13 protein-coding genes, 1 tRNA gene and 1 pseudogene are annotated in these 21,922 nt (G+C 44.1%); 9 read left to right on the top strand and 6 right to left on the bottom strand.

Features of this window, described 5'->3' with window-relative positions; translation table 11 throughout:
* Nucleotides 1–64 precede the first annotated feature (64 nt).
* The 3 genes from fumC to CKK33_RS03830 are packed head-to-tail and all read left to right on the top strand — an operon-like array spanning nucleotide 65 to nucleotide 2,827.
* Nucleotides 65–1,462 (top strand): class II fumarate hydratase, encoded by a 1,398-nt coding sequence (gene fumC, locus CKK33_RS03840; RefSeq protein WP_095702839.1) that lies wholly within the window; start codon nucleotides 65–67, stop codon nucleotides 1,460–1,462.
* A 47-nt stretch (nucleotides 1,463–1,509) separates the two neighbouring features.
* Complete coding sequence (locus tag CKK33_RS03835) at nucleotides 1,510–2,025, top strand: fumarate hydratase (RefSeq protein ID WP_095702838.1); 516 nt, start codon at nucleotides 1,510–1,512, stop codon at nucleotides 2,023–2,025.
* 4 nt (nucleotides 2,026–2,029) lie between these two features.
* Nucleotides 2,030–2,827 carry a S1/P1 nuclease gene (locus CKK33_RS03830; RefSeq protein ID WP_095702837.1) on the top strand — a complete coding sequence of 266 codons (798 nt, stop codon included), beginning with the start codon at nucleotides 2,030–2,032 and terminating at the stop codon, nucleotides 2,825–2,827.
* 74 nt (nucleotides 2,828–2,901) lie between these two features.
* Here the strand turns inward: CKK33_RS03830 and CKK33_RS03825 are convergent, their stop codons facing one another.
* From CKK33_RS03825 to CKK33_RS03805, 5 genes are all read right to left on the bottom strand, one after another.
* Nucleotides 2,902–5,838, bottom strand: coding sequence for an outer membrane beta-barrel protein (locus CKK33_RS03825; protein ID WP_095702836.1), 2,937 nt, complete (start codon nucleotides 5,836–5,838; stop codon nucleotides 2,902–2,904).
* 195 nt (nucleotides 5,839–6,033) lie between these two features.
* Nucleotides 6,034–6,801, bottom strand: coding sequence for a hypothetical protein (locus CKK33_RS19845; protein WP_095702835.1), 768 nt, complete (start codon nucleotides 6,799–6,801; stop codon nucleotides 6,034–6,036).
* Nucleotides 6,802–7,114: 313 nt separating this feature from the next.
* Nucleotides 7,115–8,800, bottom strand: coding sequence for a sodium/solute symporter (locus CKK33_RS03815; RefSeq protein WP_095702834.1), 1,686 nt, complete (start codon nucleotides 8,798–8,800; stop codon nucleotides 7,115–7,117).
* A 25-nt stretch (nucleotides 8,801–8,825) separates the two neighbouring features.
* Nucleotides 8,826–10,154 (bottom strand): xylose isomerase, encoded by a 1,329-nt coding sequence (xylA, locus tag CKK33_RS03810; RefSeq protein WP_095702833.1) that lies wholly within the window; start codon nucleotides 10,152–10,154, stop codon nucleotides 8,826–8,828.
* Between the two features lie 24 nt (nucleotides 10,155–10,178).
* Nucleotides 10,179–11,663, bottom strand: a complete 1,485-nt coding sequence (locus CKK33_RS03805; RefSeq protein ID WP_095702832.1) for a xylulokinase — start codon at nucleotides 11,661–11,663, stop codon at nucleotides 10,179–10,181.
* A 177-nt stretch (nucleotides 11,664–11,840) separates the two neighbouring features.
* Here CKK33_RS03805 and CKK33_RS03800 point away from each other — a divergent pair.
* The 6 genes and pseudogenes from CKK33_RS03800 (at nucleotide 11,841) to CKK33_RS03775 (ending at nucleotide 20,510) form a co-directional block, all read left to right on the top strand.
* Nucleotides 11,841–11,914, top strand: a tRNA-Asp gene (locus tag CKK33_RS03800).
* A 246-nt stretch (nucleotides 11,915–12,160) separates the two neighbouring features.
* Nucleotides 12,161–13,267, top strand: a pseudogene (locus CKK33_RS19875) (site-specific integrase); the annotation flags it as partial.
* Between the two features lie 456 nt (nucleotides 13,268–13,723).
* The gene (locus CKK33_RS03790) at nucleotides 13,724–14,449 is read left to right on the top strand and encodes a sulfite exporter TauE/SafE family protein (RefSeq protein WP_095702830.1); all 726 of its coding nucleotides are present in this window, start codon (nucleotides 13,724–13,726) and stop codon (nucleotides 14,447–14,449) included.
* An 82-nt stretch (nucleotides 14,450–14,531) separates the two neighbouring features.
* Nucleotides 14,532–14,918, top strand: a complete 387-nt coding sequence (locus tag CKK33_RS19385; RefSeq protein WP_143822894.1) for a hypothetical protein — start codon at nucleotides 14,532–14,534, stop codon at nucleotides 14,916–14,918.
* A 97-nt stretch (nucleotides 14,919–15,015) separates the two neighbouring features.
* A complete protein-coding gene (locus tag CKK33_RS03780; protein WP_095702828.1) occupies nucleotides 15,016–19,368 on the top strand; it encodes a CusA/CzcA family heavy metal efflux RND transporter in 4,353 nt (1,450 codons plus the stop codon).
* Between the two features lie 11 nt (nucleotides 19,369–19,379).
* Nucleotides 19,380–20,510 (top strand): efflux RND transporter periplasmic adaptor subunit, encoded by a 1,131-nt coding sequence (locus CKK33_RS03775; protein WP_095702827.1) that lies wholly within the window; start codon nucleotides 19,380–19,382, stop codon nucleotides 20,508–20,510.
* A gap of 98 nt (nucleotides 20,511–20,608) precedes the next feature.
* Here the strand turns inward: CKK33_RS03775 and CKK33_RS03770 are convergent, their stop codons facing one another.
* Complete coding sequence (locus tag CKK33_RS03770) at nucleotides 20,609–21,910, bottom strand: NRAMP family divalent metal transporter (protein WP_095702826.1); 1,302 nt, start codon at nucleotides 21,908–21,910, stop codon at nucleotides 20,609–20,611.
* Between the last annotated feature and the right edge of the window lie 12 nt (nucleotides 21,911–21,922).

Raw genomic sequence — 21,922 nt, 5'->3', positions numbered from 1 at the left:
CCAAATGGTATTAGCTTACTCGGTATAAAAGCCTAAATTTGCTGCCCTAAAACATACTATCGTTATGAGTTTCAGAACCGAACATGATACCATGGGTGCGGTGCAGGTACCGGCCGACAAATACTGGGGAGCGCAAACAGAACGCTCGCGTAATAACTTTAAAATTGGCCCGGAAGCATCTATGCCGAAGGAAATCATTGAAGCCTTCGCTTACTTAAAAAAAGCGGCTGCTTATACTAATACAGATCTGGGCGTACTGCCTGCCGACAAGCGCGACCTGATAGCACAGGTTTGTGATGAAATACTGGCCGGTCAGTTGGATACCGAGTTTCCGCTGGTAATTTGGCAAACTGGTTCGGGTACACAATCAAACATGAATGTGAACGAGGTGGTTGCCAACCGTGCGCATGTTTTACAGGGCAATAAACTGGGCGAAGGAAAAACATACATTCACCCCAATGATGATGTGAACAAGTCGCAATCATCAAACGATACCTACCCAACCGCTATGCACATTGCGGCATATAAAATACTGATCGATGTTACCATACCGGGTATAGAAAAGCTACGGGATACCTTGCACGCTAAAGCGGAAGCTTTTAAATCGGTAGTAAAAATAGGGCGTACACACTTAATGGATGCCACTCCGCTTACACTTGGCCAGGAGTTTTCGGGTTATGTATCGCAACTTAACCACGGCCTTAAGGCCCTGCGTAATACCCTGGATCACCTGAGCGAGCTTGCGCTCGGCGGTACGGCGGTAGGTACAGGTATCAATACGCCGAATGGTTATGATGTTAAGGTAGCGGAGTACATCGCTAAATTTACCAACCTGCCATTTATAACCGCCGAAAATAAATTTGAAGCGCTTGCCGCCCATGATGCTATTGTAGAAAGTCACGGTGCTTTAAAGCAAATAGCGGTATCATTAATGAAGATCGCTAACGATATTCGTATGCTGGCATCTGGCCCGCGTTCAGGCATCGGCGAGATACACATACCTGATAACGAACCGGGATCGTCTATTATGCCGGGTAAAGTAAATCCTACCCAAAACGAGGCCGTAACCATGGTGGCCGCACAAGTAATGGGTAATGACGTGGCTATTTCAATAGGGGGCTCAAACGGGCATTACGAGCTTAACGTGTTTAAACCGGTTATGGCTGCAAATTTCCTGCAGTCGGCCCGTTTAATTGGCGATGCCTGCGTATCTTTCAATGATCATTGTGCTGTGGGCATAGAGCCAAACTATGAGGGTATTAAAAAGCATCTGGAAAATTCCCTGATGTTGGTTACCGCCCTTAACCCGCATATTGGTTATGATAACGCCGCCAAAATAGCCAAAACAGCGCTTAAGGAAGGTACATCGCTACGCGAAGCTGCCATTGGCCTGGGCTTGCTTACCAATGAGCAATTTGATGAGTGGGTACGGCCTGAGAACATGATAGGTAGTTTAAAATAAAATCATCCTAATAACCCCTCTCCACAAGGAGAGGGGCTTTTTTGTTTATGCAGAGATCATCGCTTATATTTTTCTTGCCTTTTTGCTTTCTGCTTTTTGCTTTAAGCTTCAGTGCCTGCAAATTTAATCCCGATGTGCAAACTCCGGGGCAAGCATATCTGCAGGGTGAGTGGAAGCAGGATAGTGTAACAATGCAGCAACAACTGGTTAGTTATTCTTTATATAACCTTAAGTTTACCTGCGATTCGTTTTTTGTGCGGATAAATACCTTTAGCAAAGTAAATACCGGCGCTGATAGCTGCACACGCAGCGGGCATTGGGCCGAGTATGCAAAGGGTGTTTATGAACAGAAAAATGATACACTGCACGTTCGCGGCCTGTTTTGTAACGCCGATTACAGCTACAAGGACCCAACTGGTTGCCTGCGCTCCGGTGTTTATGAAGAGTATTTTAAAGTAAAGAAAAAGACCGATTCGCTGATCTCGCTCAGCCCTACTTCCGGGGTGTTGCCGGTTGATCTGCGATTGATAAAAAGAATTGCTTGTAATCCAAAACCACTATAAAAACATGAAAATATCGTTAGTAAAAAAACTCATTTTGGGTTTAGCTATTATTTATTTACCGGTACAAGCTATGGCTTGGGGTACCAACGGGCACCGTATATGCGGACAAATCGCTGATAACTACCTTACACCCAAAGCCCGTAAAGCGGTACAGGCTATACTGGGTAATGAATCTATCGCCATGAGTAGCAACTGGGCCGATTTTATAAAATCAGACCCGGAATACAAATACCTGTACAACTGGCATTTCATTAATATTGAAAAGCAGTTAACCTACCCAGAAATGCAGGAATACCTGAAAATGGATACGGTTGCTGATGCTTACACCAAAATGAACTACCTGGTAGGTGAGCTAAAGAAGAAGGACTTGCCGCAAAAGAAAAAACTGCTTGCGCTGCGCATGCTTATCCATATTGTTGAGGATGTGCACCAGCCAATGCATACCGGCCATTTTTCAGACAAAGGCGGAAATGATATTAAGCTTACCTGGTTTAATGAGCCAACTAACCTGCACTCGATATGGGATAGCCAGCTGATAGATTTCCAGCAGTTGAGCTATACCGAATATGCAACATGGATCAATCACACCACTATCGCGCAGCGCGCCGAGTGGCAAAAGGCACCCATGAGCCAGTGGTTATTTGAATCGAACAACCTTGCAGCTCAAATTTATGCCGGTGTTAAAGATGGCGACAAAGTAAATGTATACCGTTACAACTTTGACCACATTGCAACGCTTAACAATCAGTTACTGAAAGGCGGGGTAAGACTTGCAGGTTTACTTAACCAGATATTTGGTTAAAACACTTAGCCACATATACAAAAAGAGCGAACCCATACAGGTTCGCTCTTTTTATTTAAGCTATGCTATTGAGGCTACATACCGCCGCCTGGTGGCGGAGGTGGCGGACCACCGGCGCCAGGCCCCCTGTCGCCACGCATAAACCTGTCAGGACTTGATGGAGCCTTGCCGGCAAATTTCTGCAGCCTAAAGGTAAAGCTAAGCAGGAAATAGCGCCCCAGCTTATTTACATTGGTCTCTGTTTGTATACTACCGGTGTTGGTTACCGAAAAGCCGGTATTCTCGTTAAATATATCATATGCCGCTAAACGTAACGTGCCGCGGTGATCCTTCAGGAAACGGCGCTCTACATAGGCATTAAATATGTTGGGATTTTTCACCTGTAACTTGGCATCGTACCCATAGTTTAGGGTTTTGGTGTAATCGTAGCTAAAGGTCCAGTCTTTCCATACATAGTTTTTGCCATTTATACCCAGGTCAAACGATCTGATGTTGGTGTTTTGATTACCGTTGGTGGTAATGCTATTACTTATTTTATTTAAAGACATTCTTGAAAATGCCTCTGCATCAATAATATCATTCACATTAACCCTGAAACGTAACTGCGGTGCGAAGGTGAGTGTCTTGGCGATGTTTTTGGCCATTGCCGAAACATTATTTAGCGAGTCCACAGTTTGGGTATAACCAATGTTGTTGGTGTAACTTACCTGGCCACCAAAGATCAGAGTGTATTTACGTTCTTTCCAAGGTTTTGAATACAGGAAGTTACCGCCATAGGTATAATAGCCGTCGGCATTGAGGTACTGCACCAGGTTGGTGTTCTGATATTTTTTCAGGTCGGGGTTAGCCGCCAGTACAGAAGGCAGGAACCTGGCCGGATAAAATACCACGTTTTGCACTATCTTATGATCTGTTTGTGTGTAATTAGCCCCTATCAGGAAGATATTACCGGTTTGGAAACTAAACGCGTTATACCTTGCCGAAAGGTTATTGGTAAACTCGGGCTTAAGGTTAGGATTACCCTGTACAGGGTAAAGCGCGTTAGTAAAGTCTATTACCGGCTGTAATTGATCAAAACTTGGCTGGTTATTACTGCCGTTATAATTGAACCTGAAAGCCTGGCTGCGCGAGAAAATATAATTAAAGCTGGCAGCCGGTATAATGTTAAAGGTATTAACACTTGTTCTTACATTGGTTAACAGGTTAACACCATCCAGTTGTGATGGCTGGCCACCCACGCCCAGGGTTAAGTTGTATTTTTTTTCGATGATGCGGTAGTTTAAACCGAACCGGTTAGTAATAAAAGTATACTGGTATTGGTTGCTTAAGAGGTCATACCTGTGGTAACGGGTTGGGTTGTATGCATAAACGGTATCGGCCTCTTTATCGCTTGATGTGAACGACCGGTTAAAAGCGTAGTTAAGTTCCAGGAAGGATACCTTGCCAACAGGCTCCTGGTACGAACCGTTAATGCCTACCGTATTGTTCTTGCTATCGGTATAGGTGACCTGGTTGGCCGGGGCTGTGCCTGCTCCTGCAGTGTAGGTATATATAGGATTATCAAACTGGTTGGTTTGGCTAATGTTAGCGTTAAAACCAATGTTTAAGTTGCGTTTGCTATGTTTAAACCTTCTGTTGAAAAAGCCGGAAACACCATAGCTGGGCGATGTTGAGTTAGAAGTTGATTGTGAGGTATAGGCCAGGTTGGTAACGTTTGAACGTTGAGATACCGAGTTTTCAAAACTGCTTACATCACTACCCGCGTAATTAAAAGTAGGTGTTACCTTTAAATAATTAAGGGTATCGGGCTTCCACTCCAGGTTAAAATTAAAGCGGTGGTTTACCGGGTTCGCTGTGGTTTGGCTTTGCTGGTTGCTGGTACTTTGTTGCAGCGAACTGTTCTTTTGTATGACGGTAGAATTGGTAAATGTAGTATTGTCGCTAAAGCTGTAGCTACCGTATACCGACAAGGTTTTGCCCCATTGGTCACGATAATTGAAACCGATGGAGTGCGCATTGGTTACACCGTTGGCGTTGGTTGTTGAGCTGCTGCTACCACGAAGCGCGTTGCCACGGCCACCGCCGCCGCCAAAGCCTCCACCACCACCGCCGCCGCTGGTAGGCGAACCATAACTAAAAGTATTAACATTGGTATTATTAATACTACCCAGAACTGATATTTGTTGGTCGCCCTTAAACTTAAAGAAATTGAGCAAACCAATGTACCTGTTGTTGTTTTCGATATCGGCATCGGCTTGTTTGGGCAAAAGGTCGCGGCCATCGCCTGCGGTAGCCTGGCCAAAGTAGCCATAGTTTTTATCCTTGCGTATGGTAAAGTTCAGTATTTTGTTAGGTTCGCCGGTTTTAATTCCGGTAAGGTTTGCCTGATCGCCGTAATCATCAATTACCTGTACGCTTTCAATTACATCGGCTGGCAGGTTTTTGGTTGCGCTTTGTACATCTCCGCCAAAAAAGTCTTTACCGTTTACACGTACTTTGGTTACCTGTTTACCCTGAGCGGTAACATTGCCATCTTTATCCACATCAATACCCGGTATTTTCTTCAGCACATCCTCCACAGGAGCGTTCTCCCGCACTTTGTAGGCGCTTACGCTATATTGTACGGTATCTTCTTTAAACACAACCGGGTTAACGCCAACAATGGTCACCGCACCCAATTGCCTTGTTGCTGATTTTAGTACTATGGGGTCAAGCGTTACGGGATTGGTGCCCGGCTGTAATGTATAGTGTTTTATTAAGCCATCGAAGCCAATGGAACTTATCGTAAGCGTTATTTTGGTTCCCTTTACACCCTGAAAATTAAACTTTCCGTTTATATCTGTGCTGGTTACCGAGCTGTCGCCCAGTTCGCTCTTATATTTAACGCTGCTTCCGGGTAAACTAAGTTTAGTGGAGTCCACAACCGACCCGTTCAGTGATCTTCCGCTTTGCGCGTTGGCGTTAAATGCTGATACACCAACCAGTATCCATATTAAATAAAAGTATTTCATAAAATTGTATGTAGAGGTAACTTAAGGGCAAATAACATTTTCCGTGCAAATGTTCATTTTATTGATATCAATATTTTGAAAATCATATCATTGTTACATATTATAATATTTCATACATATGATTGTTACAAATAGCAGCAAAAAACCCCGCAATAGCGGGGTTATGATGATTTATTACTGTTGTTTTTAGTATACTTAATTCCTCAATCCGAACACAGATGCAACCTGGCTAAAGTTGCGCACATTAAGCCCCGGATGGGTAACGGATAACGTACTTAATGATGTGCCCGGGATAACTACCACACGGAAATCAAGCCCCGATGCGGCAGTAAAGTTAGCTTTGATATCTACATAGCCTACCCCGTAGTTTGAAACGCTAAGAGAGCGGTCACTTTCGTTGTAAGGCAATGAGAAGTAGTTGGTCGTTTGCCCTGTTACCCTGAAATATACCAGTACAAGCCCCTTGTCAACAACATCTTGTGTAATAGCCGGAACATTCAGCCTGGTAAAGCCAGTTAAAGTTACGCCCTGGTTGGTAAGTAAAAAGCTTTGTATATTGGCATTGCCGTCTTTTCCGTCGGCACCGGCAGCACCTGTGGCTCCGGTAGCTCCCGTGGCTCCCGTGGCACCTGTATCACCTTTTGGTCCTTGCGGGCCCTGTGGACCAGTAGCACCTGTTGCTCCGGTAGCGCCTGTGGCACCAGTAGCGCCATTTGCACCAGCGGCCCCTGTGTCACCTTTAGGTCCTTGAGGTCCCTGTGGACCGGTAGCTCCCGTGGCGCCTGTTGCGCCAGTAGCTCCAGTAGCCCCCTGTGGTCCCTGCGGGCCTTGTGGCCCGGTAGCGCCGGTGGCTCCGGTATCGCCCTTTGGACCCTGAGGCCCGGGGGTAGTAGATTTTTTACATGCCCCTAAACTCAAAAAGCATAAAGCTATAGCTGTAAGTAATAGTTTTGGTTTTTTCATGTGTTATTGTAAGTGTCTAAGTAATTGTGTGAATTTTTTGTGTGAGTGTTTTGTACGGCGGCAGTTTTTATTAAGTTTCAAAAAAACTGCTTCGGAGTAAAATAAATTTCTTTGACTACCGTTTGCCCAAAGTTTATAGCTTACAAAATGCTACCATAGCCCATGATATTCAGCACACAACAGAAGTATTAGTGCTTACATTTCCTTATCTAAAAGTTTATGTCGCCATAGAGCGCAGCTTCCCTGGATAAGATGAATAAAAAAGGCGGCCTAATTAATTTAGGCCGCCTTTTGGCTTTTATAAAGAGTGAAACTACCAGAAGAAGGAATACAGCGCTACAATAATACCGCCCACAATAACGGCACCGGCTGTAAACGCACGTGAGGTTTTAAACATTGAGGCATCAACCTCCAGGCCGTTGGTTTTAACACCTTTTGCCTGGTCTATTTTGGATATAATGTACATACCCATTACGCAAAGGATAAACACGAAGCCCATCCTATCGATAAAGGGGATCTCGTAAACGCCTTTGCCATTGTCTTTAGAAAAGCCAAATGGCGCCAGGAATGAAAGATCGGCTATCTGAGGCAGGAATTTGAAAATGCACGAAAAGATAAAACCGCCTATGGTAGCGAATAACGCCGCGTTTGAGGTGGCCTTTTTCCAAAAGAAACCCAAAATGAACATAGCAAATATGCCCGGCGATACAAAGCCTGTGTATTCCTGGATGTACTGGAAGCCTTGTTTACCCTCGCCCATTAACTGTTCGCCTATGAGTAACGACATCACAACACCTAAACCCATAGCTACTGCAACAGATATTTTACCAAGGTTAACCAACTGCCTGTCATTAGCAGCAGGATTAATAGCTTTCTTGTAAATGTCCAGTGTAAATATGGTAGCAATACTATTTGCCTTGCCCGCTAACGAGGCCACAATGGCTGCTGTAAGCGCCGCAAACGATAATCCCTTTAAACCGGTAGGTAGCAGGTTTAATAGCGATGGGTAAGCCTTATTAGGGTCATTAACGCCTGATGAACTTAGCATCTCCTGGTGGAACATGCCTTTTTGATAAAGCAGGTAAACTGCAATACCCGGCAGCACTACAATGATCGGCATCAGTAATTTCAGAAAGGCCGCGAACAGGATACCTCCCCTTGCTGTTTTTAGATTGGCGCCCAAAGCCCTTTGCGTAATGTACTGGTTACAGCCCCAATAGTTAAGGTTAACGATGATCATACCACCTATTAAAACGGATAAGCCAGGCATATCCATGTAGTTGGGGTTACTCTTATCAAATATCATGTGGAAGTGATCGCTGGCCTCCGCGCGCATGATGTTGAGACCGTTCCACATACCGGTGGTGCCCGATTTTTCGCTGATAAGGTTAAGCGCAAGATAAGTAGCAACCAATCCGCCAAGTATCAATACAAATACCTGTATCACATCTGTATAACCTATCACCTTCATACCACCAAGGGTAATGATAACCGCGAATACGGCTAAAGCAATGATGCACCAGATGATATTTATGCCGGATATCCCACTGATAGCCAATGCCCCAAGGTAAAGGATAGACATAAGGTTTACCACAATGTACAACAGCAACCAGAATATAGCCATCACCATAGCCACGGTGCCATTGTAACGCTGATGCAGAAACTGCGGCATGGTAAATATCTTATTGCGCAGATATATCGGTATGAAAAATATGGCTACCACAATAAGCGTGGCCGCTGCCATCCACTCGTAGGTAGATATGGCAAGCCCCATTTTAAAAGCCGAACCACTGGTGCCTATGAACTGCTCTGCCGAGATGTTGGATGCGATAAGCGATGCGCCGATAGCCCACCAGGTAAGCGATCCCTCGGCTAAAAAGTAATCTTTGGAAGTGGCATCGGCATTGTGCTTGCGCATGTATATCCAATAGCCGTAAGCGGCTACCACCACAAAGTATATTAGGAATACAATGTAGTCGCCGTTTGATAAGGTCTTCATCTATAATTTTGGTTTTACTGGTTTATTAAATGTAACGGTTTATCAGGTTTTCTAAATACTCCTGTTTGCCGCTTGTTACCGCAGGCTCGCCGTTATCTATGGCAAACTGGCGCAGGTCTTCTAATGACAGGTTTCCGGCTTCAAAATCTTTACCTTTACCGCTGTCAAAAGAAGCATACCTTTCCTGGCGGATCTTTTTATAATCTGAATTCTGCAAAATGTTATCGGCCGTTACCAAAGCGCGCGCGAAGGTGTCCATACCACCAATGTGAGCATAGAACAGGTCTGCTGGATCAGTAGAATTGCGACGGATCTTAGCATCAAAGTTAATACCGCCACCTGCAAAACCACCTGCTTGCAGAATGATAAGCATGTACTCTGTAACCTCAGTAATGTCATTAGGGAACTGGTCTGTATCCCAGCCATTTTGCATATCGCCACGGTTGGCATCAATCGAGCCTAATAAACCGGCATCAGCAGCCACCTGCAACTCGTGCTGAAAGGTGTGGCCGGCAAGGGTTGCGTGGTTAACTTCAAGGTTCAATTTAAAGTCATTCAGCAAGTCGTATTTGCGCAGAAAGCTCAACACGGTTGCCGCATCGTAATCATACTGATGTTTGGTTGGTTCGCAAGGTTTAGGCTCGATAAAGAAGGTACCTTTAAAGCCTTGTTTACGTGCATAATCTTTAGCCGTATACAGAAAACGGGCAAGATGGTCCTGCTCGCGGCCCATATCGGTATTCAGCAGCGACATATAACCTTCACGGCCTCCCCAGAAAACGTAATTTTCGCCTCCAAGGGCTATGGTTGCATCAATAGCTGCCTTAACCTGTGCGCCTGCATGCGCAAGCACATGAAAATCGGGGTTGGTAGCCGCGCCATTCATATACCTGCTGTTGCTAAACAGGTTTGATGTGCCCCAAAGCAGCTTTACACCGCTTTCGGCTTGTTTTTGCTTAGCGTATTCAACCATTACCTGTAGGCGACGCTCGTTCTCGTTTACATCGTTTGTAAAATCAACCACATCCACATCATGGAAACAGTAGTAAGGCAGGTTCATTTTGGTGATGAACTCAAAGGCGGCATCCATCTTGTCCTTTGCCCGAGCAACCGCATCGCTGTTTACATCCCACGGAAACTGATGCGTAGGTGCGCCAAACGGATCGGCACCGTTGCCACAGAACGAATGCCAGTAAGCACAGGCAAAACGCAAATGCTCTTTCATGGTTTTGCCGGCGATTATCCGGTTCTCATCATACCACCGGAATGCCAGTGGGTTATGGCTTTCAACACCTTCGTATTTGACCTGGCTGATGCCTTTAAAATATTCTTTATTACCTGTTACTACTTTCATATCGATGTTTGTGGTTATTAAATGTTAAATTTTATCTAAATGGGTTTTGAGCTGGCTTTTCCAATGTTGGTAAACTTTCTCCATGCCTTGTGTATTTTGTGGTTCTATCGTAGCAAGCTTCTTTTGAGCGCCGAAAGCTTCTTTAGGGCTGGCGAATATGCCCGCACCGATACCTGCACCTAAGGCGGCTCCCAGGCTGCCGTCATTTTCATAAAGCTCAACTGGTACGCCCGTAGCATCAACAAACGATTGTGTGAAAATATCGCTCAAAAACATATTGGCTTTACCTGCACGTATCACAGTTGGGTTCATCCCTGTTTCACGCATAATATCAAAACCATACCTAAATGCACAGGCTATACCTTCCTGTGCCGCTCGCAAGATATCTGCAGGCGTATGAAGGTTAAGATCTATATGCTGGATATGCGCACCTATCTGTTTGTTGTTTAGCATGCGCTCGGCACCGTTGCCAAACGGAAGCATAAGCAAACCATTACTTCCTACAGGGCTTTTTGCAGCTGCGGCATTCATCTGCTGGTAGGAGAGCGACTGGCCAAACATATTCTTTATCCAGCGGTAAAAGCTTCCGGTGCCATTAATACAAAGTAGTACGCCCAAACGCTTTTCATCGTCTTGATGATTGACATGCGCAAAGGTGTTTACCCTCGATTGTTTATCGGCCTTTAATTGGTCGCTAACGCCATAAATAACGCCGGAGGTACCTGCGTTGGCCGCCACCTCGCCCGGGTTAAGCACATTTAACGATAAGGCGTTGTTGGGCTGGTCGCCCGCTTTGTAGGCAACCGGTATACCTGGGGTTATACCCAGCAGATCTGCGGCTTGTTTTGATACTCGACCATGATCTGCAAATACGGGTTTTATCTCTGGGAAAAACTTTTTTTCAAACCCAAAATGGTTTAGCACATCGCTTGAGATATCATTCTCCTTAAAATCGTAGAAGATACCTTCAGACAAAGCCGATGGCGATGTAGTAACCTCTCCGGTAAGCTTAAGCGCAATGTAATCGCCCGGAAGCATCACTTTGTCTATCCTATCATAAATATCAGGCTCGTTTTGTTTTACCCAGGCCAGCTTGGCGGCGGTAAAGTTACCCGGCGAATTAAGCATATGCGTTAGGCATTGCTCTTTGCCAATAGTTTCAAATGCACTGTCGCCCAAGGCTACCGCGCGACTATCGCACCAGATAATGCTGTTGCGGAGTAAGTTTCGGTTTTTATCCACTAAAACCAATCCGTGCATCTGGTAAGCTATACCAATAGCGGCAATATCTTTTGGATTGTATTTGCCGGTTTTATGGCAGCGGGCAAGTGCCTGCTGTGTTTGCAGCCACCAGTCATCAGGCGATTGTTCGGCCCAGCCGGATTGTAGCGCAATGATTGGCGCTTCGATATCGGGATATTGGGCAGAGGCGATAACGCTTTGGTTATGAGCATCAATAATGCTAACCTTTACAGAAGACGTACCAATATCGATGCCTAAAAGCAGCATGGGTATAAAATTAGATGTGCGATGACGTGGTTAATAATTGGGTATCGGGAAACGAATTTAAGTTAATTTTTTAAAAACTGTGTTTTTGACGGCCACAAAGCCGAAAAAAGGATAAAATGATATTTTTGAAAAAAAATTGTGAAATAAAAAACGAAGCGTATATTTGCAGTCCCAAACGGAGTGGTAGTTCAGCTGGTTAGAATACATGCCTGTCACGCATGGGGTCGCGGGTTCGAGTCCCGTCCATTCCGCTAAGAGACCCGTCCGGTCCGCGAAGAGCCTCACTTAGTGAGGCTTTTTTCGTTTAATACGCTGGCTTCAGCGGATTTTCGAAAAATCTTTAGTTTAGTTTAATTGATCATCGTTTACTAATTGGGTGCCTATTCGGGTGCCCTGTTTTTTTTCTCACATTTGGGTACCCTTGAAGTTGAAAGATGCTTCCAGTAAGGGTTTTGGACTGAACGAAAAATTTAATCGTTCACTTAAACAAATGTATTATGAAAGTAAATGAAGAGCTTTCTTTACTGGTGCTGCTCGAAAAACCAAAAATGACCAAAGACGGAAAAGCACCAATCATTATTCGTCTGACAATCGAAGGCCAGCGCCGTGAAATTTCATTGGGGCAAAAGGTAACTGAAAAGATGTGGAATCAAGCCGGAGGGCGTGTTGAAGGAAATTCCCAGGAAGCACGGTTGATAAACAATGCAATTGACACTGCTAAGATCGCCATACGGCGGCACTATGATGCCCTAAAACTGACCAACGCCTTCGTCTCGGCCCAAATGATAAAAGATGCTTACAAAGGGACGGCTTCCGAAAAGGAAAGATGTAAAGGTCTGATTGAAGTAATTGATTTAGCAGTTGCGAAGATTAAAGTAAAAGTAGAGAAAAAGCTTCGTGCACCCAGTACTCTTACCAAATGGAATACAACAAGGGATAAAGCTTTTACCTACGTTAAGTATGCTTATGAACAAGATGATCTTCCACTTAATAAGCTGACCCCATCATTTGCCGAAGAATTTGTGGATTATCTTATGCTGGAGCAAAATATTAAAAGCAATACGGCTAATAAATATCTTAAAACAATCAGAGGGGTTGTAACTAAAGCAGTGGATAGTGGTTGGGTAGCAAATAATCCACTAAAAACATATCAGTGCGCCTACATTGAGCCAGAAAAGGATATTCTTAACGATAGTGAAATTTTAATCCTTTTTCACAAGAAAATGCCCGTGGAACGGCTGGAGAATGTAAAAAATGCATACTTATTTATGTGTTTTACTGGTTTCGCTTATAAAGATGCGAGCCTATTGACTAGGGACAATATAATTACATATTTTGATGGTGATGATTGGGTAGTTAAAAACAGAGATAAGGTAACAACCACAATCTGTAGTGAGAACGTACCATTATTGCCGATAGCTAAGGAAATAATCGCCAAATACGAAAATGATCCCTATTGTATTAAGCACAATGTGCTGCTCCCCATTAACAGCAACCAGAAATACAACGCTTATTTAAAAGAAATAGCTGATATCTGTGGCATTAAAAAGGAATTGACCACCCACACGGCCAGGCATACTTTTGCAACAACTGTGACACTAGCTNGGTCAACATCTCCATAACATACAATAAGTCATCGACTTTGTTTTTCTTAAAGCGATTTCGTAGATTTGAATAAACAAAACGTTCTTTCTAAGACCATTTAATAGAAGTTTCTATCTCGGGTGCCAAATCGGGTAACCTTGATCAAATATAACTTTATATATCTCTAAATGAGACTACTTCATACGGTTGGACAGTCCCGTCCATTCCGCAAAAGGGTGCTAAACCCTCAAAAGCGCTTAGATTAAACTTCTAAGCGCTTTTTTTATGCTCAAAAATCGCAAAACACTTCAGCATTTATAATCCATCCAGCGACTCACAAGTTTTTTTGTTTAAAAACAACTTTAGTCGGAGGCTATATCAGAGGATATCCGAACCGTTTATATTTATGATCCGCACTGTTTGGGTGCAGGAAAATGATGCCAATTCAAGCTTAACTATTTGTAATTTTGAGTGATATGGATAACTATTACTCATTTGTTGCTCTTGCGCTATTGTCAGAGATCATCGGGACAGTTTCTGGTTTTGGTTCTTCCATTTTGTTTGTGCCCGTGGCCTCCCTCTTCTTCGATTTTAAATCAGTTTTGGGCATTACAGCTGTATTTCATGTATTCAGCAATTTAGCCAAGATCTACCTCTTTAGGCAGGGGATCAACAAGACTATAGCATGGAGATTGGGTTTACCGGCGATAGCATTTGTATTATTAGGGGCATGGCTAACCACTTATCTACCCGCAAAGCCGCTGGAAGCCATCATGAGTATAGGTCTGATTGGTTTATCTATTTATTTGATGCTCAATTTCAACCGCACTATACAACAATCAAATGGAAATTTATTTGTCGGAGGGGCAGCCTCTGGGTTTTTGGCCGGCGTAGCAGGAACCGGTGGTGCGGTAAGGGGTATTACTTTGGCAGCATTTCAATTGCCCAAAGTAGTATTCATAGCTACCTCGGCATTTATCGATCTCGGCGTTGACACCAGTAGGGCGGTAATTTACGTCAGTAATGGTTATTTTGATCGTAAATATTTGGTATTGATTCCTTTTTTGATCGCCATTAGTATTGTGGGAAGTTATCTGGGGAAAGTTATTTTAAAGTATGCATCTGAAATAATTTTCCGGTATATGGTTTTAACAGTAGTGACAGCTGTTTCGCTTTTTCAACTGGTTAAGTTATTTACTTAGCTTGAACTTTGGAGAGACATATTTACAATGAAGCGATGATGTTTGGCTTTTTCAAATTAAGAGATTTGTTAACTTTGCAATATTGAAAAGGTACATAGCCATATTGTTCCTCACGATATTTATATTTTCTTCAACTGAGGCTCATCAGTTGTTGAGGATTCCCTATGTTTTTACTCATTTTGCCGAACACCAGCGGCAAAACACGCATCTATCTTTTTTTGCATTTCTGGATTTGCATTATATGCATGGCAGCCCCAAAGACCGCGACTATGAAGAGGATATGAAGCTTCCATTTAAAACAGCTGATAAATGTCAGTCCGGGCAACCTACTATATTTTTACTGCCTGTATTATTTACAAAGGTGATTAAGCCCCTTGAGATTCGAACCGAAGTAAATAATATTTACAATGTCTGTTTTTTCGACAGCGGCTACCATTCCGGTGTTTGGCAACCTCCCAAATTTTGTTAAGCTAATCTGTTAATTTTTGATTGAACAAGACATTTGTCTTGCTCCTAATGTCTGTGGATTTCATAGGCGGTTTCTCTCATTTTTTTAAAATTTTATTATGCTTAACAGAATTATTGAATTTTCTGTGAGGAATAAGCTCATTGTGGGGCTTTTTCTCATAGCACTTATCGGGTTCGGCATTTTCCAACTCAACCGTTTACCTATTGATGCCGTGCCTGATATTACCAATAACCAGGTACAGGTAATTACGCTTGCGCCATCATTCGGCGCTACCGACATTGAGCGCCTGGTTACCTATCCCATAGAACAAGCCAATACCAACATCCCCGGCATGAAAGAGATCCGGAGTTTTTCGCGCTTCGGCCTGTCGCTGGTTACTATTGTATTTGACGATGGCACGGATATTTATTGGGCCCGGCAGCAGGTTGCCGAACGCCTCCAAAAAGTGCAGGCAGATATCCCGCAAGGGGTAGGCATCCCGGAACTTGGCCCTGTAAGTACTGGGCTGGGCGAGATCTACCAATATGTAGTGAGGCCTAAACCTGGCTATGAAAATAAATACAACGCTATGCAGCTGCGCACAATTCAGGACTGGATTGTACGACGGCAATTGCTTGGGGTAAAGGGCGTAGCCGAAGTAAGCAGTTTTGGCGGTAAACTTAAACAATACAGTGTTGAAGTAAATCCGGGTATCCTGCAATCGCACGGTCTTACTATCAGCGATGTATTTAACGCTGTAGAGCGTAACAACAATAACACAGGCGGGGCTTACATTGAAAAGGGGCCAACTGTACTGTATATACGCACACAAGGACTATTCAAGTCTGTCGATGACATCAGTAATACCATCATCAAACCGATTACCGGCGGGCAGCCATTATTTATTCGCGATGTTGCCGAAGTGCGCACTGGATATGCCACCCGCTATGGAGCTATGTGCTATAATGACCAGGGCGAAGTTGCCGGCGCTATAGTAATGATGCTAAAAGGCGCTAACAGCAGCGAAGTAATTAAAAATGTAAAAGACAGGGTTGCGTTGATACAAAAGACGTTGCCGGAAGGTATAATGATCGAGCCTTTTCTGGACCGGACAAAAATGGTGAACAACGCCATTGGCACCGTAGAGCATAACCTGATGGAAGGCGCCCTGATAGTCATCTTTGTACTGGTGATCTTTTTGGGTAACCTGCGCGCAGGTCTGTTAGTCGCATCCGTTATCCCGCTGGCAATGCTGTTTGCTGTTATTATGATGAACCTGTTTGGCGTAAGTGGTAACCTCATGAGCCTTGGGGCCCTTGATTTCGGGCTGATAGTAGATGGTGCAGTCATCATTGTAGAGGCAGTTATGCATAAACTTAGCCATAGCAAGCATTTTGCAACCATCAATAAGTTGGAGCAGTCGCAAATGGATGCGGAGGTAAAAGAATCGGCCGGGAAAATGATGAACAGCGCGGTTTTTGGGCAGATCATTATTCTGGTGGTTTATCTGCCCATTTTCACTTTACAGGGTATCGAAGGTAAAATGTTCAAACCCATGGCCCAAACGGTTGCCTTTGCCTTACTCGGGGCTTTTTTACTATCGCTAACCTACATACCCATGATGAGCGCCGTTTTTTTAAGTAAGAAAATCAAACACGCTCCCAACTTATCTGACCGTGTGATGGCTAAAATAGAACATGCTTACCAGCATGCGTTGCAAAAAGTATTGGGGTTTCCTAAAACAGTAGTAATGGTGGTAGCCGGGCTGTTTATTGCTGCCGTGATGGTGCTAACTACCTTGGGCGGTGAGTTTATTCCGGCACTTGAGGAAGGAGATTTTGCTGTAGATACCCGGGTGCTAACCGGTAGCAACCTTAATACTACGATAGCCAATACACAGAAAGCCGCGCATTTGCTAAAGGTAAAATTTCCTGAAGTGGAAAAAGTAGTGACCAAGATAGGCAGCGGCGAAGTACCGACAGACCCTATGCCGATGGATGCCAGCGATATGATGGTTATTTTGAAACCAAAGGCACAATGGACCTCTGCCAAGACGTTTACTGAGCTGTCACAAAAAATGGGGACTGCGCTTGAAGCCATTCCGGGGATTACAGCCGGGTTTCAATTCCCTGTACAAATGCGCTTTAATGAGCTGATGACCGGCGCACGCCAGGATGTGGTTTGCAAAATATTTGGCGAGGACATGGATACACTGGCCCACTATGCTAACCGCTTAGGCAAGATCATCAGTACGGTAAATGGCGCTAAAAACCTTTATGTGGAAGCCGTTGGCGGTGTACCGCAGGTTGTGGTAGATTATAACCGTAATGCCATTGCTCAATATGGGTTAAACATTGATGAGGTAAACAAAACCATCAATACAGCACTGGCCGGGCAAAGGGCCGGTATGTTGTACGAGGGCGAGAAGCGCTTTGATGTGGTGGTACGTGTAAGCGGCGAACAAAAGAAAGATCTGAGAGATATACAAAATTTACTGATTGCAACCCCCGCCGGTATACAGGTGCCGCTATATCAGCTGGCTAACGTGGCAATACAGAACGGGCCTAACCAAATCCAGCGTGAGGATGCTAAAAGGCGTATTGTAGTAGGGTTTAATGTACGGGGGCGTGATGTGGAAAGCATTGTACAAGAATTAAAGGCTAAGGCCGACCGGGAATTGAAGCTTCCTACAGGCTATTATGTTACCTATGGCGGTGCATTTGAAAATCTTAACGCGGCTAAGCAGCGGCTTATGATAGCTGTGCCGGTATCGTTGCTGCTCATCTTTGTGTTGTTATATTTTGCATTCAACTCCGTTAAGCAAGGTTTGCTCATCTATTCGGCTATCCCGCTATCCGCTATTGGCGGTATTTTATTTTTGGCTTTGCGCGGAATGCCGTTTAGTATCAGTGCCGGTGTTGGGTTTATTGCCTTATTTGGTGTGGCGGTGCTTAACGGTATTGTACTAATTGCTGAGTTTAATCAACTCAGAAAATCGGGAATGAATGACCTGAAACGCGTTGTATTAATGGGAACCAAAGTACGGCTACGACCGGTGTTGATGACCGCGTTTGTGGCGTCACTCGGGTTTTTACCAATGGCCGTAAGTAACGGCGCCGGTGCCGAAGTGCAGCGGCCTTTGGCTACAGTAGTGATTGGTGGCTTGTTGATTGCTACATTTTTGACGCTGTTTGTGCTCCCTGTGTTATATGTGATTTTTGAAAAAGGTATCAAGGCTAAAGCGCCAGGAACAATTGCACTTTTTTTGATTGTAGGGTTTACCGCCATTGGTAATAATGCTTCAGCACAGGTACCTATCAGTTTAAAGGCAGCTACAGACACGGCGCTCAAAAACAACCGCCAGATAAAAAATGAGCAGTTAAAGGCAAAATATCAGCAATTGTTGATCAAAAGCGGAGCTACTTTGCCGCAAACCAATGTATCGGCAGATATTGGGCAGATCAACAGCGCTTACACGGATACGCGTCTTTCCATTAATCAATCTTTCGCTTTCCCTACCGTATACGCAAGGCAAAAGGATTTACTTAAGCAGGAATGGAAAACTGCTGTTTTAAACACGGCTGTAAAAGAAACCGAATTAAAAAGACAGGTCGGGCAGGTCTATACAGCGCTCCTATTCCTTAATCAAAAGCAGCGTTTGTTAAATTATACAGATAGTTTATACCGGGCTTTTTATAACCGTGCGCAGTTACGCCTGAGTAAAGGCGAAACTAATGTGTTGGAAAAAAGTAGTGCAGAAGCATTACTGGCGCAGCTTGAGATGCAGCAGAACCAGCTTAAGCAAGACAGGATAGTATTACAATTACAATTTCAGTTACTGCTTAATACCGAAACAGCCTTCGGCCCTGATAGCGCATTAAAAATAACCGCACCCGTAATAACCGATGCCGATACCCTGGGCGTTATCCGTCACCCTGCGCTGCAAATGCTTGCCCAGCAGCAGGAGACAGCAAATGCGTCATGGAAACTGGAAAAAAGCAAGTTGCTGCCTGATCTGTCTATTGGTTATGCCAATAGCAGTATTAAGGGGCTTGGTGCTGATGATCGTTTTTATAATGGGGCTTATCGTTTTAACTCGGTTTTAGTGGGAGTAGGAATACCTTTGTTTTCCGGCGGGCAGCGTGGCCGTATAAATGCCGCACGTATTAACCGCCAAATTGCGGCAGAAACTTACCAAACCGGTATGCAAAGTTTTAAAACAGAATTTGCTGTGGCGCGTGAACGTTACCAGGCGGCATTAGATAACGTAGCGGCATTTGAGTCAAAGTATCTAAAAAATGCTGACCTTATAAGTAGTACCGCTAACAAACAGCTAGCCGCAGGTACCATTAACTATCTGGAATGGGTACAGGTTACTACCCAGGCAATTAATATACGTAATGAGTATGCTGATGCGCTCAAAAAATTGAACGAGGCTACCATACAACTAAACTACATCACTAATAATTAATTTGAAAGTACATGAAAGCCAATATATTTATAATCGCTGCAGTTTTTTTACTAGGTGCCTGCGGCGATAAAAAACAGACTGCGGATGAAAAGACCCCATCCGGTGCTGTAAATCAAAACACGGTTAAGCTAACAGAAGCACAACTGCGCAATGCAGGTATTGAAACCGGCGACATGGTGCAAAGAGAGATCTCTGGAACGCTTAAGTTAAGCGGAAAGATAGATGTTCCGCCACAAAATATGGTTTCTGTGAGTGTGCCATTGGGTGGATACCTGAAATCTACCAACCTGCTGCCGGGTATGCACGTCAAAAAAGGTGAAACAATCGCTGTGATCGAAGATCAGCAATATATCCAACTCCAGCAGGATTATCTTACGGCTAAAGCCAAAATGAGTGTTTTAGCAAAAGACTACCAGCGCCAGAAAGAACTTAATGCCAGCCAGGCAGCCAGTGATAAGGTGACCCAACAGGCCGAAAGCGATTATCGTGCCGACCGTATATTGGTAACCACTTTGGCAGAAAAGCTACGCCTTGCGGGGATCGATCCGGGGCGGATCAATGAAGGGCATATCGAAAGGAGCGTAAACATTCATTCTCCAATTGATGGTTTCGTATCAAAGGTTAACATTAACATCGGTAAATATGTGTCGCCTACGGACGTACTGTTTGAACTGGTTAATCCTACGGATATACACCTGGCTTTAAAGGTATTTGAAAAAGACTTGAGTAAGTTACAATTGGGGCAACAGGTGTTGGCTTATACCAACAATAATCCAGGTAAAAAATATGATTGTAAAATTCTTCTTATAGGTCATGACCTGTCCGCAGATCGTGCGGCCGATGTACATTGTCATTTTGAAACTTATGATAAAACCCTCGTTCCCGGTACTTATATGAATGCTGAAGTAGAGGTAAAAAACATCGTTGCCAATACGCTGCCGGCAGAAGCTGTTGTTGATTTTGAAGGCAAAACGTATGTATTTAAAGTTGCCGGCGATAAAACTTATGAAATGGTTGAGGTGAAAAACGAGCAGTTACCAAACGGATACAGCAGGATAGATGTGTCGCATACAGACGGCGACAGATTTGTAACCAAAGGGGCATATTCGTTACTAATGATGTTAAAAAACAAGGCAGAATAATGCGAAACGCGAGCAAGCACCTTTTAACAGAAAGGTGCCTGCTTGCATTTTCTCCCTTACGCAAGAGATTTGACAATCTATAACTTAATGAAACAGCGCTATTTTAAAATAGTGTAAAACATGGCGAGTGCCGCACCGCCCATTACAAAAAAGGTGATCCAGAGCAGCAATTTAGCCAGCAAACCATTTTTATACTGCCCCATAATTTTCTCGTTGTTAGCGATCCTGACGATCAAAAACAACAGCGGAACTGCAGCTACCCCATTTAACACCGCGGCATAAACCAAGGCCTTTACAGGGTCAATGCCAATAAAGTTAATGAGCAGCCCGACAATAGTGGCTACACAAATTACTGTGTAAAATGCAGGAGCGCGTTTGAACTTTAAATTGAGCCCCGATTTCCATTGAAAAGCTTCGCAAACCGCGTATGCCGCAGAGCCGGACAGGACAGGCACTGCAAGAAGCCCTAAACCAATAATACCAACAGAAAATATAAGCTTGGCAAGGAAACCTGCATTGGGGAAGCTATTTACCAGCGGCTCTAAGGCCTTAGCTGCGTCGGCCGCGGTTTTTACATCTTTTACACCACTGTTGTGCAAAACAGTGCCGGCCACTACAATAATGCTCCAGGTGGCAAATTCAGAAAAAATCATCCCGAACCCGTTATCTAACCGCATCTTTTTTATATGGATCCAGCTTACCTGAGGTTTGCCATGAAAAATCCGGCCTTCTTCGCGTTGTTCTTCTACCTCCTGGGAGGCTTCCCAAAAAAACATATAAGGTGAAATGGTAGTGCCAAATACACCTGTAATAATAAACAGAAAGGTAAAGCTAAATTCAAAATGCGGAATAACACTCGCTTTAAGTATAGTTGCCCAGGGTTGGTGAACAATAAACAGAGTAATAGGATAGGCCAATAATGTAACGGCAAGCCATTTTAATATTTTAGAGTATACCCGGTAACTGGTAAATATTTCCAGCAGGAGAATAGTGACTGTAAAAACCAACGTTAGTAAAAGGAACGGGGCGGGGATCAAGAGTTGCGCGGCTGAAGCCATAGCGCCAATATCTGCACCAATGTTAATAACATTAGCAATAACCACCAGCCCTACAACTGTGTATAACACGCTTTTACTATAATGCGTTTTTACAACGGCGCATATCCCTTTCCCGGTTACCAGGCCTATTCTGGCGCAGGCTTCTTGTACCGCGATCATAAATGGCAGCATGTAGAGCGCTGTCCATAACTGGCCGTACCCAAACTGGGCGCCCGTTTGCGAATAGGTTGCTATACCAGAAGGGTCATCGTCTGCCGCTCCCGTAGTGAGGCCGGGACCCAAAATCGATAAAAATTTCAGGAACTTACTTTTTTTAGCGGGTCTGATTTTTTTCGGCTTCATAAAATGCAAGAT

It is taken from the genome of Mucilaginibacter sp. MD40 (genome assembly GCF_002288635.1).
In the GTDB taxonomy this organism is placed as follows: Bacteria; Bacteroidota; Bacteroidia; order Sphingobacteriales; family Sphingobacteriaceae; genus Mucilaginibacter.
Note: the sequence above shows the minus strand (reverse complement) of the source record. Positions and strands in the feature narration are given on the sequence as shown.